We start from the raw sequence: 13627 nt of genomic DNA, 5'->3' as shown, positions 1-13627 counted from the left end.
AGGCGGCGGGGGATCAGAGGAACGGCAGCAGCCGCAGCAGCCGCCCCAGCGCCGGGACGTCCTCGGCCAGCCGCTCCAGCCCCGGCGCGACAAGGGCGCCCAGGATGGCGGCGAACGTGCCCGCCGCGACCAGCCCGGCCAGCAGCCAGGGCCGCGGCGGCGGCGAGCCCAGCGCCTCCGCCGGGCCTGCTGGCCCGTCGCCGCCTGCCCCGCCATCCGCGACCATGCCCCGGACGGCCGTGCCGTAGGCGATCTGCGCCACCATGCCGGTGCCCAGCCGCACATCCGTCAGCCGCACGCCCAGCACGGCCGTGGCGCCCCGGGCGTGCGCCGCCTCACGCAGGCGCAGCAGCACCTCGCGCCGGGTCCGGTCGGCCAGCCGGTGGCGCACCTCGACCCGGCCGCCGATCAGGCGGCGGACCAGCACCTGGAGCTGGCCCAGGGGGGAGGGCGACAGGGTGACGCAGGCCGAGACGAGTCCCAGCTCCTCCGGCCGGTCGCCGCCTGCCGCCCCGTCCGCGAAGAGGCCGACCGTCCAGGCGTCGCTGCGGGTGGCGAGGCGGCGGTACTGGCGCAGCTCGATCATGGCCCCGACCGCCAGCAGCGGCAGGGCGAGCGCCAGCGCGATGAGGGCGGCGGTCAGGAAATCAAGCGACGGGATCGGCATGGGCCGCGCCCTGCGCGGCCGGCTCCACCACCACGGCGGTGCCGTAGACCAGGATCTCGGCCGCCCCGTCCGCGATGGAGGTGGAGCCGAAGCGCATCCCCACCACGGCGTTCGCCCCGGCCTGCCGCGCCGCGATCTCAAGCCGCTCCACCGCCTCGGCCCGGGCCTCGTTCAGCAGTTCGGTGTAGCCGACCAGCTCGCCCCCCACGAGGGTCTTCAGTCCGGCCATCAGGTCGCGGCCGAGATGCTTGGAGCGGACCGTGGAGCCCTGCACGAGGCCGAGCTGGCGCACGATGCGGAAGCCGGTGAGGTGGTCGAGGGTGGTGAGATGCATGGTCCTGGCCCGCTGACCCTGTCGTGTGGGGATCGAGCTTACCGGCGGCTGCCGGCGGCAGCAACGGGCGGCGGCGATGCGTCCCGGTCCTTACCGGCCGGGGCATCGGCCGGGGGCTCTGCGGGAGCGGGAGCGGGATCGGCGCCGGAACCGGGGCCGGTGTAGAACTCCGGCCAGCGCTGCTTCACCACCGGGCCGTCGCTGGCGAAGGCGTGGCAGGTGTCCAGCAGGGGCGGGCGCCGGCGCGGTGCCGTCTCGGCTCCCGGCGGCCGCTCCGGCGCCAGCCGGGAGAGATAGGGGTAGATGGTCTGGAAGGCGGTGGTGGCGACGGGACCCAGCAGCTCGACCAGATGGGTGCAGCCCTTGACCCCGCCCAGCCGCTCCTTCACCGCCTGGGTCCAGCCGCTGGCGATGCGCAGCCCGACCAGCCGCTGGAAATCGGGGGCGATGGCGGGACAGACCTCGAACGGGCTGGCGTCGGTCGTCACCTCCACCGCGCGCACCTGCATCCCGTCATCCACGGTCAGCCGCACCCACATCTCATGCACCGGCATGCCCGGCTCCAGCCGGCCGCGCCAGGCATTGTCGAAGGCATAGCTCTTGGTATCGACCAGATGGCCTTCGATGTCCCAGAGGCCGTCCGTCCGGCGGTAGCCGCGGCAGGTGACGGTGCGGGTGTGGATCGGTTCGCGCTCGGCGGGCGGGGACAGCGGCATCGGGTCTCACCGGATTGCGGGAGCGGATAATATCGGCGGCCCGCCCGGACCGGGCAAGCCGGGTCGCCGCGACTCGGCCGTGCGCGACCGCTCAGCGGATGCCGTGACGGTTGCCGCGGCGGCCGGTTGTCGGGGCGTCGCCCCGCGCCGCCCGCCCCCGCGAAAGGCCCGGCCGCAGCCAGGAGCCCGCCCCGTGCAGACCCTCGACCGCACCCCGGCCCCCGTGGACGATGCGCCCCATGTCGTGATCGTCGGCGCCGGCTTCGCCGGGCTGGCCTGCGCCGCCGCGCTGGGCGGCACGCCGGTGCGCGTCACCGTGATCGACCGCAACAACTACCACCTGTTCGTGCCGCTGCTGTACCAGGTGGCGACGGCAGCCCTGTCACCGGCGGACATCGCCGAGCCGATCCGCCGCGTGCTGGGCCGCCACCGCAACATCGACGTCGTGCTGGGCGAGGTGACGGGCGTGGACCGGGAGCGGCGGCGGGTGCTGCTGGCCGACGGCAGCCATGTTCCCTACGGCCGGCTGGTGCTGGCGACCGGCTCCGCCTACAGCTATTTCGGGCACGACGACTGGGCTGCGCTGGCGCCGGGGCTGAAGAGCATCGAGAACGCCCGGCGCATCCGCGCCCGCCTGCTGACCTGCTTCGAGCAGGCGGAGATGTCGCCCGACCCGGCGCAGCAGAAGACATTGATGACCAGCGTCATCGTCGGCGGCGGCCCCACGGGGGTGGAGATGGCGGGCGCCGTCGCCGAACTGGCCCGCTTCGCCCTGGCCCGCGACTTCCGCCGCATCGACCCGCGCGCTGCCTGCATCGTGCTGGTGGAGGCCGGGCCGCGGCTGCTGGGCGGTTTCCCCGAGGACCTGTCGGACTATGCCCGGACCGAGCTGGAGAAGAAGGGCGTCACCGTGCTGACCGGGCAGGCGGTGGAGGCGGTGACGGCGGCGGGCGTCACCGTCGCCGGCCGCTTCATTCCGGCCGGCACCATCGTCTGGGGGGCCGGGGTCACGGCATCGCCGGCGGCCGGCTGGCTGGGGGTGGAGGGGGACCGCGCCGGCCGCATCAGGGTCGCCCCCGACCTGTCCGTGCCGGGGCTGGAGCATGTCTACGCCCTGGGCGACACGGCCCTGACCCTGGGCGACGACGGCAAGCCGCTGCCGGGGCTGGCGCAGGTGGCGAAGCAGCAGGGCCGCCATCTCGGGCGCGCCCTGGCAGGCGCCCTGCTGCACGGGCGGCCGCTGCCGCCCTTCCGCTTCCGCAGCCGCGGCAACACGGCCATCATCGGCCGCAGCGCCGCCGTGTTCGACTTCGGCGGCCGGCACCTGCGCGGCCGGCTGGCCTGGGTGCTGTGGGCCATCGTCCATGTCTATCTGCTGCTGAACTTCCAGAAGCGGCTGCTGGTCAGCATGCAGTGGTTCTGGCGCTGGCTGACCTACCAGCGCGGGGCGCGCCTGATCACCGGCGGGACGGCCGCCGATCCGGTGGCCGCGGCCGCCGGCCGGAGCGACCCGCCGCCGGACCGCCCCGCCGATCCCGTCCAGGCCGACCGGCGGAACGCCGGGTAGCTTCCGTCAGGTCCGGCCGGCCACGCCTGTCCCGTCAGGCCGCTCGGCCGGCGGGGCCGGCGGGGGCACGGTCCGCGGCGGCGCCACCGGCGGCAGGTGCGGGCGCAGATGCTCCGGCGGGGTGATGCGCAGCGCCGTGATCTGGTGCCGGTGCCGGCGCAGGATCTCGAACTTGAAGCCGTGGAAGCTGAAGGCCTGCCCGACCTCGGGGATGCGCCGCGCCTCGTAGAGCACGAGGCCGGCGATGGTGGAGGCCTGCTCGTCCGGCAGGCCCCATTCGAATTCCCGGTTCAGGTCGCGGATCGTCACCCAGCCATCCACGATGTAGGTGCCGTTGGGCTGTGGCCGCACGCCGGCCACGGCCACGTCCAGCTCGTCGGTGATGTCGCCGACGATCTCCTCCAGGATGTCCTCCAGGGTGACGATGCCCATCAGGCTGCCGTACTCGTCCACCACCAGGGCGAAGTGCTCCCGCCGCTGACGGAACGCCTGGAGCTGGTCGAACAGGGTGGTGGTGTCGGGGATGAACCAGGGCGTGGCGGCGATGGCCTTCACGTCGATCCCGCCGGCCGAGCCGCCGCGGTTGCGCAGCTCCCGCAGCAGCGCCTTGACGTGCAGGACGCCGACGATGTTGTCCGGGTTCTCCTCCCACAGGGGCACGCGGGTGAAGGGGCATTCCAGCACCTCCTCCGCGATGCGCTCGGCCGGCTGGCTGGCGTCCACCATGACCAGGTTGCGCCGGTGGGTCATGATCTCCAGCACCTCGACATCGGCGAGTTCGAGGATGGAGCGCAGCATGGCGCGCTCGTGCCGCACCTCTTCCTCCGGGCCGCGGTGCAGCTCGATGTAGCCGCGCAGCTCGTCCGCATGGTCGCCGACCGTGACGTTCTGCACGTCCGTGCCGAAGGCGCGCAGCACCAGCCGCACGATCGTCGTGACCGCCAGCGTCACCGGGGCCAGCAGCCGGACGACGATGCGCAGCGTCGGCGCTACGGCCAGGGCGGCGCGGTCGGCATAGTGCAGCGCATAGGTCTTCGGCAGCACCTCGGAGAAGATCAGGATCAGCAGGGTCATGGCCAGGGTGGCCACGGCCACCCCCGCCTCCCCCACCAGCACGATCAGCACCGAGGTGGCGAGCGAGGAGGCCAGGATGTTGACCAGATTGTTGCCCAGCAGAATGGCGCCGATCAGCCGGTCCTTGTGCTCGCGCAGGTCCTGCACCATGCGGGCACGGCGGTCGCCCTCCTGCGCGAGCTGGTGGACCCGGGCGCGCGAGGCGGCGGTGAGCGCCGTCTCCGACCCGGAGAAGAAGGCGGAGAGCACCAGCAGCACGAAGATACCGGCGACGGTGAGCCAGAGCGTCAGGTCCATGGAGCCCCTTCACGGCGGTGGCGGCGGAATGGCGGCGGAATGGCGGCGCCACTATCGCGGAGACGCGCGGGAAAGGGAACGCCGGACGGACGGGCAGGGCCTACCCGGCCAGACTCTCCGCCAGCACGGCGACGACGTCGGCTTCCGCCACGTCGCGGCAGCGGAAGGCGCGGCCGATGCCGCGGGCCAGGATGAAGGTCAGGCGGCCGTCGCGGACCTTCTTGTCCTTCGCCATGTGGGCGAGCAGGCGAGCCGGGCTCCAGTCCCCGCCGGGCAGGGCCGCCCGGAGCGGTGCCGCGGTCACCGGCAGCCCGGCGGCGGCCAGATGGTCGCGCAGGCGCCGGGCATCCGCCGCCGGGCAGAGCCCCATCCGCACCGACAGGTCGAAGGCCATCACCATGCCGATGGCGACCGCCTCCCCGTGCAGCAGCGTGCTGCCGTAGCCGGCCTCCGCCTCCAGCGCATGGCCGAAGCTGTGGCCCAGATTCAGCAGTTCGCGCAGGCCGCTTTCCGTCTCGTCCGCCGCCACGATGGCGGCCTTGGCCTCGCAGCTCACGCGGATGGCGTGGGCGCGCGCCACCGCGTCGCCGGCGACGACGGCGGACCCGTGCGCCTCCAGCCAGTCGAAGAAGTCCGACCGGTCGATCATCCCGTACTTCACCACCTCGGCATAGCCGGCCAGCAGCTCCCGCCGCGGCAGGGTGTCGAGCGCGGCCGTGTCGGCCAGCACCAGCCGGGGCTGGTGGAAGGCGCCGATCAGGTTCTTGCCGTGGCGGGAGTTCACCCCCGTCTTGCCGCCGACCGAGCTGTCCACCTGCGCCAGCAGCGTGGTCGGCACCTGCACGAAGTCGATGCCGCGCAGCGCGATGGCGGCGGCGAAACCACCCAGGTCGCCGACGACGCCGCCGCCCAGCGCCACCAGGACGGAGCGGCGCTCCACGCCGCGGTCGAGCAGCCCGTCCATCACCTCGGCCAGCCGGCCCATCTCCTTGCTGGCCTCGCCCGCCGGCACGACCAGCGGTTCCGCCACCGCGGCCCCGGCAGCGGCGAGCCCGTCCAGCAGGGGGCGGAGATGGTGCCCGGCCACGGTCGCGTCGGTCAGCACCAGGAGCGGCCGGCCGGGCAGCCGGTCCGCGATGTGGCGCCCGGCGCGGGCGATCAGGCCGGGGCCGATCAGGATGTCGTAGCTGCGCGCCCCGAGATCCACCCGCACGGTGGTTTCCGCCGCCCCGTTGTCCGACATGGTCATGCGTCCCGTTCCAGACCGTCCGGCCCGGCCGCGCCGTCCGCCGGCACGGCCGCCGCCGCGAGATGGTGGCGCAGCGCCGTCAGCACCCGCTCGGCCGTTTCCTCCGGCGGGCGTTCGTCGCTGTCCACGGTGATGTCCGCCTCGGCATAGACGGGATAGCGCTGCGCCATCAGGGCGGCCAGGATGTCGCGCGGGTTGCCCTGCTTCAGCAGCGGCCGGTTGTCGCGCCGGCCGGTGCGCGCCACCAGCAGGTCCAGAGGTGCGCGCAGCCAGACCGAGAGGCCGCGCCCGCGGATCAGGGCGCGCGTCTCCGGATGCATGAAGGCGCCGCCGCCGGTGGACAACACCCGCACCGGCCCCTCCAGCAGGCGCGCGATCACGCGCCGTTCGCCGTCGCGGAACTGGGCTTCGCCGAAGCGGTCGAAGATCTCCTGGATGGTGCAACCGGCGGCCGATTCGATCTCGTGGTCGGCATCGACGAAGGGCAGGTGCAGCTTTGCTGCCAGCCGCTTGCCGATGCTGGTCTTGCCGGCCCCCATCAGGCCGACGAGCACGAGGGTCCGGGGCGGGACGAAGGGCGGATGCTGCGCCATGCCCTCAGCCCTCCCGCCGGGCGCCGCCGGAGGTGGCGTTGCCACGCCGGAAGGCGGACGGTAGAGTGGGCGCGGGGCGAGGCATGCGGCGTCTCTCCGGTCGGGCTGCCAGATCCGGGCTTCGGGCTCCGGTCGGGGCCGCCGCGGAACCGCCACGGTCCCGGTCCAGGATGGCACCCCGGCTGCGATCCTTAAGCACCCGGCCGCGTTCTGTCCATCCCCGTGGCCGGGGTCCCCCGCACCGGGAACGGTGTCCGCGACCAACGTACCGAGTCATGAGCAAGCTGATCCAGATCCTCCTGCTGCTGGTGCTGATCCTCGTCATCGGCGGCGTCGTCTTCCTTGCGACCTGGGACATGCCGCCGCCCGCGGCGCCGGTCGAGCGGGTGATCCCCAATGAACGCTTCGGCGGCTGAGCCCCCCGCCCCCCGCGCGCGCCGGCTGGCCGCCCTGCTGCTTGCCGGTGCCGTGGCGCTGCCCGCTACGGCCATGGCACAGGTGCCGGCGTCCCGGCCGGCAACCCCGCCGCCCGGCGGGCCGATGCGGCTGGGGCCGCCCCAGGGGGACGGCTTCTTCCGGCCCGATCTGCCGGAGCCGGGACCGGAGGTCTCCGTCGGCCGCGCCCCCGCGGGCATCGAGGTGGAGACGCTGGGCACCCTGTCGGCCGATGGCGGCGGGGCGCTGGACCCCGCCTCGGGCGGGCTGCCCGCCGATCTCTGGGCGGCGACGCCACGGGCCACGGTGGAGCGGCTGCTGGCCGGCCTGCCCGACCGCCTGGCCTCGGGCGCCGCGCGCGACCTGGCCCGCCGCCTGCTGCTGAGCCGTGCCGTGCCGCCCCGGGGCGAGGGCGGGCCGCGCGGCCTGACCGCGCTGCGGCTGGAGGCGCTGGCCCGCACGGGCGATGCGGCCGCCGCCGCCGCCCTGGCCGATGCCGCCCCCGCCGCCCTGGAGGACGAGGATGCCGCCCGCGCCTGGATGCTGACGCAGCTCCTGGCCGGCGATGCCGCGGCCGCTGACGCCGCCTGTGCCAAGGCGCCGGACCTGCTGGCCCGCTTCCGCCATCCGGAATGGCAGAAGGTGCAGATCGCCTGTCAGGTCCGCGCCGGACAGGCGGGCGGCGTGACCCTGGGGATCGACCTGCTGCGCGAGCAGGGGGAGAAGGACGACCTGTTCTTCCGCCTTGCCGAGGGCGCGGCGGCCGGAACCAAGGCGCCCGTGAAGGGCATCGCCCAGCCGACGCTGCCGCAGCTCGCCCTGATCCGCGCCGCGGGGCGCGGCTTCGCCGGCGAGGTGACGGTGGACAGCCCCGCCGCTCTGGCCGCCGTGGCCCAGGCGACGGACACGCCCGTGCCCGTGCGGCTGGCGGCGGCGGAGCGGGCGGCGGCGCTGGGCGCGCTGTCCGGCCGCGACCTCGCCCAGGTCTACCGGGCCGTGAAGGTGACGCCGGAGGAGCTGAAGGACCCGGTGTCCGCCGCCGGCAAGCGCAAGGGCGCGGAGGCGCGGGCGCTGCTGATCCGCGCCCTGGAAGGGGAACCGGCCCCCGCCGACCGGCCGGGCCTGCTGGCCCGGGCCGCCGCGGCCGGCGACGTGACCCTGCTGTCCGGCGGCTATGGCGAGCTGCTGATGCAGCAGGTCGCGCTGCTGCCGCCCACGGCCGCCGCCCAGGCCGCCGCCCCGGCGGCGGCACGGCTTGCGCTGGTGCAGGGCCGTCCCGATCTCGCCCGGCCCTGGGTCGATCTGGTGCGCGCCGACGCAGCCTCCGGCAGGCCGGCGGCCCGGGCCGCCTGGGCGCTGCTCTGGCCGCTGGCCGCCGTCAACGGCCTGTCCGCACCGGGGGAGATGGACCTTGCCGGCTGGCTGGACCTGTTCCGGGTGGAGGAGGATGCCACCGCCCGGCGGCAGGCCGGGGCCGTGCTGACCCTGCTGGTGGCATCGGGCGTGGCGGTCGATCCGGCCCAGCGGCTGCGCACCCTGACCGCCCCCGGCGACGCGGCGGAGCGCGGCGTGCTGCCCGACCCGACGCTGTGGTACCGGCTGGAGGCCGCAGCCGCGGAGCGCCGGCCGGGGGAAGCGGCGCTGCTGGCGCTGCACCTGCTGGGCACCGACGGGCCGGCGGGCGTGCCGCCCCTGGTCGCCACCCATGCCGCCCTGCACCTGTCCGGGGCGGGGCTGGGCGAGGCCGGGCGCCGCGTCGCCACCGAGGCCGCCGCGGCGCTGCTGGGGCCGTGACCGCCATGGCGGGCGCCCCCGGCTCCCGGCCCGGCCCCCGTCCCGGCCGGCCGAAGGCGCCGCCGCGGCCGCTGCCGCCCGGGGTGGATGCCTTCCTGGCCATGCTGGTGGCGGAGCGCGGCGCCGCCGCCAACACGCGCGACGCCTATGCCCGCGACCTGCGCGACGTGGCCGCCTTCCTGGCGGCGCAGCGCGGCGGCACGGCGCTGGACCGGGCCTCCACCGACGATCTGCGCGCCTATCTGGAGCATCTGCACCGGGACACGGGCAAGGCGCCCTCGGCCGGGCGGACGGTGGCGCGGCGGCTGTCGGCGCTGCGCCAGTACTACCGTTTCCTGGTGTCGGAGGGGCTGCGGGCGGAGGACCCGGCCGCCGTGCTGGACGGGCCGAAGCCGGGCCGGCCCCTGCCGAAGATCCTGACGGAGGCGGACGTCGCCCTGCTGCTGGAGGGGGCGGCCCGGCGCGGCGGGCCGGAGGGGCGGCGGCTGACGGCCCTGCTGGAGCTGCTCTACGCCACCGGCCTGCGCGTCTCCGAGCTGGTGGGCCTGCCGCTGGCGGCGCTGACCCGCGACGGCCGCGCGCTGGTGGTCCGCGGCAAGGGCGGCAAGGAACGGATGGTGCCGCTGTCGCAGCCGGCCAAGGAGGCGCTGGCCGCCTGCCTGCCCGACCGGCCCTACTTCATGGTGCCGGGGCGCGAGGCGCGGCAGCAGGGGCTGCTGTTCCCCTCGCGCAGCGCCGCCGGCGTGCTGACCCGGCAGAGATTCGGGCAGTTGATGAAGGAACTGGCGCTGGAGGTCGGGCTGGACCCGGCCAAGGTCAGCCCGCACGTCCTGCGCCACTGCTTCGCCACCCACCTGCTGGACCACGGCGCCGACCTGCGCAGCGTGCAGAAGATGCTGGGCCATGCCGACATCGGCACGACCCAGATCTACACCCATGTCGCCGGCGACCGCCTGCGCCGCACGGTGGAGACGCACCACCCGCTGGCGAAGCGGCGGGGCGGCTGACCGGCCGCTACGGCAGCAGGGCCGCGACGACCTCGGCGGCGAGGTCGGCGGGGGGGCGCAGGGTGCCGTCGCGGACGGGGTGCAGCACGATCCAGCGGCCGAGCACGCCGCGCGCGGCGAGGTCGTGGTAGGTGGCCAGCACCCGCGCCTGGAGCGCGCGGTTCGCCTCCAGCGCGTCGAACGCCTTGTCCGTGTAGTCGCGGCCGCCCTTGCGGCGGATCAGGTCGGCCGCCGCCGTCTCCGGCGTCGCCACCAGCACCGTGGCGTCCGGCACCGGCAGGCCGTAGAGCCCCGTCTCCAGCTCCAGGATCCAGGCCTCCAGCCCCGGCCCCTCCGCCACGGGGGCGCGGGCGCGCTGGTAGGCGATGTTGGAGGCGATCCAGCGGTCGATCAGCACGACGTCGTGGCCCGCGCGCAGCCCGGCCAGCAGGCCGCGGCTCTCGAACCGGTCCAGCGCGTACCAGGCGGCGGCCTCGCGCGGTTCGATCCGGGCCAGCTCCTCCGGCCCCAGGTTCAGCAGCTCCTGGACCCCGCGCGCCGCACGGGTGCGGCCGTACTGCGGGAAGGAGGTGGCGGCGCAGGTCAGGCCGCGCCCGGCCAGCAGGCCGGCGATGGCTTCGGTCAGCGTCCGCTTGCCGGCACCGTCGATGCCTTCAATGGCGATCAGCATGGGTCGGTCAGCATGGGGAAATCGGCATGGAAGGTCGTCCGCTGCGGCAGATCCCGGGAAGGGCACCCAGGAATGGCGGCTCCGGCGGAGGATGGCAAGCCGGAAGGCGGCGCGCCGTCAGTCCGCGTCGGCCCGATCGGCGGCCTCACCGGCGGCATCCCGTTCAAGGTCCGCTTCCAGGCCCAGCCCCTCGTAGAGGCGGGCGAGCGGCAGCTCCAGCCCCGCCGTCTCCAGCCGCAGCACCGCCTCCTCCCCCGCCAGCAGGGCGGGCGCGGGCGGCCAGCCGCCATCGGGGGCGCGGCGGTGCAGTTCCGCCCGCACGGCCCGGCTGTCCAGGAACAGGATCTCCCGCACGGTCGGCAGGGCGGCGAACAGGTGCAGCTTGGCCCGCTGCTCCCGCTCCTGGCCGGGGGAGAGGATCTCCACGATCAGCACCGGCGCCTCGACCCAGGGCGGATCGTCGGGGCCGAACGGCTCGCAGGTCACGGCGATGTCCGCGACCCGGTAATTGTGCTCCGGGTCCAGGCGCGTGCGGATGCCCGCCTCGGTCACCGGCCGGCAGGGACCGGCCCGGCCGTGCCGGCCCTCCAGGGCATTGCCCAGATGGCGGACCAGGGCCCCTTGCAGGGCACCATGGCGCTTGTGCGGCGAAGCCTGGGAGACCGGCGCGCCGTCGATCAGCTCCCAGCGCCGTCCGGGGGCGAGCGGCGCGGCCAGGAATTCCGCCACCGTCATGCGGGGCGGGTCGTGCCGGGGGCTGCGGGCGGGCGCGGCCATGGGCGTCTCCAGACAGGCGTCCTGGGGTGCAGGCATCTCCGCGGTCCGCGATCCTACCACGCCGCAGCCGGCGCGCCCAGGACCGTCAGACCTCGCCCACCGCCACGTAGCTGCTGAGGCCGCGGATGTTCTCGTCCACCTCCAGCCGGTGGTTCAGCGGCGGGAAGGCGCGCTGGGTACAGTCCAGCCGGGGGCAGAGGCGGCAGTTGACGCCGATCGGCGTCGCCGCCGCCTTGTTGTGCAGGTCCACCCCGTCGGCATAGACGAGCTGGCCGGCATGGGCGATGTCGGTGCCCAGCGCGATGGCGAACTGCCGGGCCGGGTTCTTCCAGCCACCGCCGGCCTTCACCACGCGGCGCGAGACGGAGAAGTAGACGGTTCCGTCGGCAAGCTGCGCGAGCTGGGTCTGGATCGCGCCGGGCATGCGGAAGGCGTCGTGCACGTTCCAGCGCGGGCAGGCGCTGCCGAAACGGGCGAAGTGGAAGGCGGGCAGGGCGCTGAACCGCTTGGAGATGTTGCCGGCATTGTCGATGCGCAGGAAGAAGAAGGGCACGCCCTTCGCCCCCGGCCGTTGCAGCGTCGTCAGCCGGTGCGCCACCTGCTCGAAGCTGGCGACGAAGCGGTGCATCAGGATTTCCAGGTCGTAGCGCAGCGCCTTCGCCGCCTCCAGGAAGCGGCCGTAGGGCATCATCACCGCCGCGGCGAAATAGCTGGCCAGCCCGATCAGGGCCAGCCGCTTCGCCTCGTCGCTGGCGAAGGCGCCCTGCTCCACGATGCCGTCCAGCACGTCGCGGTGGCGCAGCAGGGCGAGCTGGGCGGCAAGCTGGAAGGTGCGCCCGGTCGGCGGCAGCATCTCCGAGACCAGCACCCGCTTGGAGTGCCGGTCGTAGCGCCGGACCGTGCCGCCCATCACCTCCACCGGCATCAGCTTCACCCGCACGCCGTGCCGCTTCTGGAGATGCGTCGCCAGACTGCCGTAGAGGTCGCCCGCATCCAGGTCGCCGTCGATCCAGAGGCTTTCGGCCATGATCTCCAGATCGGGGAAATGGTTGGCGTTGGCCTGGAAGAACTCCCCCACCTCCTCCTGCGGGAAGGCCTGCACGCTCTGGGTCTGGAGCTTGTCGCCGTCGGCCATGCTCTCGGCCAGGACAGAGAGGTCCTGCCGCGCCTCGCGGTAGGCGCGGTAGAGCTGCACCACCGCCTGCCCCAGGGTGGGGGCGACGGCCGCAAGCTCCTTCATGTCCTGGTTCTTGATGTCGCTGGTTTCGAACAGCGGATCGGCGAACACCTCCTTCAGCCCGGCGACGAGGCGGGTCTCGTCCGTCTCGGCGAAGGTGGAGAGGTCCACGTCGTAGATCTGGCCGATCTTCAGCAGCAGCGGCACGGTCAGGGGCCGCTGGTTCGATTCGATCAGGTTCAGATAGCTGGGGCTGATTCCCAGCTCGTCCGCCATCTGGGCCTGGGTCAGCTTCAGGTCGCGGCGCAGCCGGCGGACCTTGTGGCCCAGCATCGCTTTCTTCTCGGTCATCGGGAGTGCCTGAAGTTCAATGCGAAAGGCTGCGTGTCCCCGCTGCCGGAGCGGAAGTCCGGATTGATGGCGCCCTGCCGGCGCGCTATCTTTACGTGTCCCGGAACGATGCAGGATGGGAGGGTCGGATGAGTTCCTCGGTGAGCGACCTCAGGGAAAGGCTTCCCAGCCCGAAGGTATGGCTGTCCGGCATTCCGATCGCCGTCGCATTCGCACTGATGCTTTTCGATGTACCCGCCATCGTCCCGTGCGCTGCGATACCCGTTCTGCTCGCGGCGCAGATCTACTTCGCGGAGTTCCAGCAACAGCGCACTGGCGACGCCGATCCGGTCGTTTCCCGCAAGCAGGCGGTGAAGAGCGCAGCAATCACGGCTGGCCTGTCCATCCCCCTGGCGGTCGGTATCTACCATATTTCCCATTGGATTGCCTGAGGTGCGTCGGTCGGCGCCGTTCCCATCCCTGTTCATCCGTGCATGCCATCCGTGTTGACGTCCGTCGGCCGGCGTTCAAGGCGGCCAACCGTCAGAACTTCCGCGTGATCTCCCTGATCTCGTCCCGGTAGCGCAGGCGCAGGCGGCCCAGGCGTCATCGACCGACATCTGCGCGCCGGCCAGCAGGTCGGCCGCCCTAAGCGGCGTCCAGCCCTTGTCGCGGCTGATGTCGGTGCGGATGGTGCCGGTCTTCTTCGGGTGGGCGAACCACGGCAGCCCGCCTCGCCGGCAGCCCGGCAGCACCGCGCCTCCAGTGCCAGGCCGACGTCCGCGATGGCGCGCACGAAGGCGATGGTCAGGTCGGCGGGGTCGGGTGACGACCCGCCCTGTCATGCCGAACCTGAAGCCCAGCTTCTCCAGCGCTGTCTTCGCCATCAGCCCCCCGATCCCAGGATGATCGCGTTTACAACATTTACAGCTTTACAGAT

Annotated in this window: 14 protein-coding genes; 5 read left to right on the top strand and 9 right to left on the bottom strand. The window is 73.9% G+C overall.

Features of this window, described 5'->3' with window-relative positions; all coding sequences use genetic code 11:
* Positions 1 to 13 precede the first annotated feature (13 nt).
* From ACFQPS_RS05930 to ACFQPS_RS05920, 3 genes are read right to left on the bottom strand one after another with little or no spacing between them, the layout of a single operon-like run.
* The gene (locus ACFQPS_RS05930) at positions 14 to 667 is read right to left on the bottom strand and encodes a YbjQ family protein (RefSeq protein ID WP_377357265.1); all 654 of its coding nucleotides are present in this window, start codon (positions 665 to 667) and stop codon (positions 14 to 16) included.
* Complete coding sequence (locus tag ACFQPS_RS05925; protein ID WP_377357263.1) at positions 648 to 1001, bottom strand: YbjQ family protein; 354 nt, start codon at positions 999 to 1001, stop codon at positions 648 to 650. The genes ACFQPS_RS05930 and ACFQPS_RS05925 overlap by 20 nt, the downstream gene beginning before the upstream one ends.
* A gap of 38 nt (positions 1002 to 1039) precedes the next feature.
* On the bottom strand, positions 1040 to 1717 hold the full coding sequence (locus tag ACFQPS_RS05920; protein ID WP_377357261.1) for a DUF2889 domain-containing protein: 678 nt from the start codon (positions 1715 to 1717) through the stop codon (positions 1040 to 1042).
* A 193-nt stretch (positions 1718 to 1910) separates the two neighbouring features.
* Here ACFQPS_RS05920 and ACFQPS_RS05915 point away from each other — a divergent pair, with 193 nt between their 5' ends.
* Positions 1911 to 3284, top strand: a complete 1374-nt coding sequence (locus ACFQPS_RS05915) for an NAD(P)/FAD-dependent oxidoreductase (protein ID WP_377357260.1) — start codon at positions 1911 to 1913, stop codon at positions 3282 to 3284.
* Between the two features lie 6 nt (positions 3285 to 3290).
* On the opposite strand, the gene ACFQPS_RS05910 is transcribed toward ACFQPS_RS05915, so the two are convergent.
* The 3 genes from ACFQPS_RS05910 to ACFQPS_RS05900 form a co-directional block, all read right to left on the bottom strand.
* On the bottom strand, positions 3291 to 4655 hold the full coding sequence (locus tag ACFQPS_RS05910) for an HlyC/CorC family transporter (RefSeq protein WP_377357259.1): 1365 nt from the start codon (positions 4653 to 4655) through the stop codon (positions 3291 to 3293).
* A gap of 100 nt (positions 4656 to 4755) precedes the next feature.
* Positions 4756 to 5904: a 3-dehydroquinate synthase gene (gene aroB, locus ACFQPS_RS05905; RefSeq protein ID WP_377357258.1), complete on the bottom strand. Its 1149-nt coding sequence runs from the start codon at positions 5902 to 5904 to the stop codon at positions 4756 to 4758.
* The gene (locus ACFQPS_RS05900) at positions 5901 to 6497 is read right to left on the bottom strand and encodes a shikimate kinase (RefSeq protein ID WP_377357257.1); all 597 of its coding nucleotides are present in this window, start codon (positions 6495 to 6497) and stop codon (positions 5901 to 5903) included. Before ACFQPS_RS05900 ends, aroB begins: the two co-directional genes overlap by 4 nt.
* A 275-nt stretch (positions 6498 to 6772) precedes the next feature.
* On the opposite strand from ACFQPS_RS05900, the gene ACFQPS_RS05895 reads away from it, so the two are divergent.
* Genes ACFQPS_RS05895 through ACFQPS_RS05885 form a run of 3 tightly spaced genes read left to right on the top strand, consistent with a single transcriptional unit; the run spans position 6773 to position 9733 of the window.
* Positions 6773 to 6913: a hypothetical protein gene (locus ACFQPS_RS05895; protein ID WP_377357255.1), complete on the top strand. Its 141-nt coding sequence runs from the start codon at positions 6773 to 6775 to the stop codon at positions 6911 to 6913.
* Positions 6894 to 8726, top strand: coding sequence for a hypothetical protein (locus ACFQPS_RS05890; RefSeq protein ID WP_377357253.1), 1833 nt, complete (start codon positions 6894 to 6896; stop codon positions 8724 to 8726). Before ACFQPS_RS05895 ends, ACFQPS_RS05890 begins: the two co-directional genes overlap by 20 nt.
* A 5-nt stretch (positions 8727 to 8731) precedes the next feature.
* A complete protein-coding gene (locus ACFQPS_RS05885) occupies positions 8732 to 9733 on the top strand; it encodes a site-specific tyrosine recombinase XerD (protein ID WP_377357251.1) in 1002 nt (333 codons plus the stop codon).
* Between the two features lie 7 nt (positions 9734 to 9740).
* Here ACFQPS_RS05885 and ACFQPS_RS05880 read toward each other — a convergent pair whose 3' ends face one another.
* The 3 genes from ACFQPS_RS05880 to ACFQPS_RS05870 form a co-directional block, all read right to left on the bottom strand.
* On the bottom strand, positions 9741 to 10403 hold the full coding sequence (locus tag ACFQPS_RS05880; RefSeq protein ID WP_377357249.1) for a dTMP kinase: 663 nt from the start codon (positions 10401 to 10403) through the stop codon (positions 9741 to 9743).
* A gap of 117 nt (positions 10404 to 10520) precedes the next feature.
* Complete coding sequence (locus ACFQPS_RS05875; protein ID WP_377357247.1) at positions 10521 to 11216, bottom strand: Uma2 family endonuclease; 696 nt, start codon at positions 11214 to 11216, stop codon at positions 10521 to 10523.
* A 49-nt stretch (positions 11217 to 11265) separates the two neighbouring features.
* On the bottom strand, positions 11266 to 12708 hold the full coding sequence (locus ACFQPS_RS05870; RefSeq protein WP_377357245.1) for a helix-turn-helix domain-containing protein: 1443 nt from the start codon (positions 12706 to 12708) through the stop codon (positions 11266 to 11268).
* A gap of 128 nt (positions 12709 to 12836) precedes the next feature.
* Between ACFQPS_RS05870 and ACFQPS_RS05865 the strand changes: the two genes are divergently transcribed.
* A complete protein-coding gene (locus ACFQPS_RS05865; RefSeq protein ID WP_377357243.1) occupies positions 12837 to 13139 on the top strand; it encodes a hypothetical protein in 303 nt (100 codons plus the stop codon).
* Positions 13140 to 13627 lie beyond the last annotated feature (488 nt).

This window comes from Rhodocista pekingensis (assembly GCF_042665545.1).
Classification (GTDB): Bacteria; Pseudomonadota; Alphaproteobacteria; order Azospirillales; family Azospirillaceae; genus Rhodocista; species Rhodocista pekingensis.
Note: the sequence above shows the minus strand (reverse complement) of the source record. Positions and strands in the feature narration are given on the sequence as shown.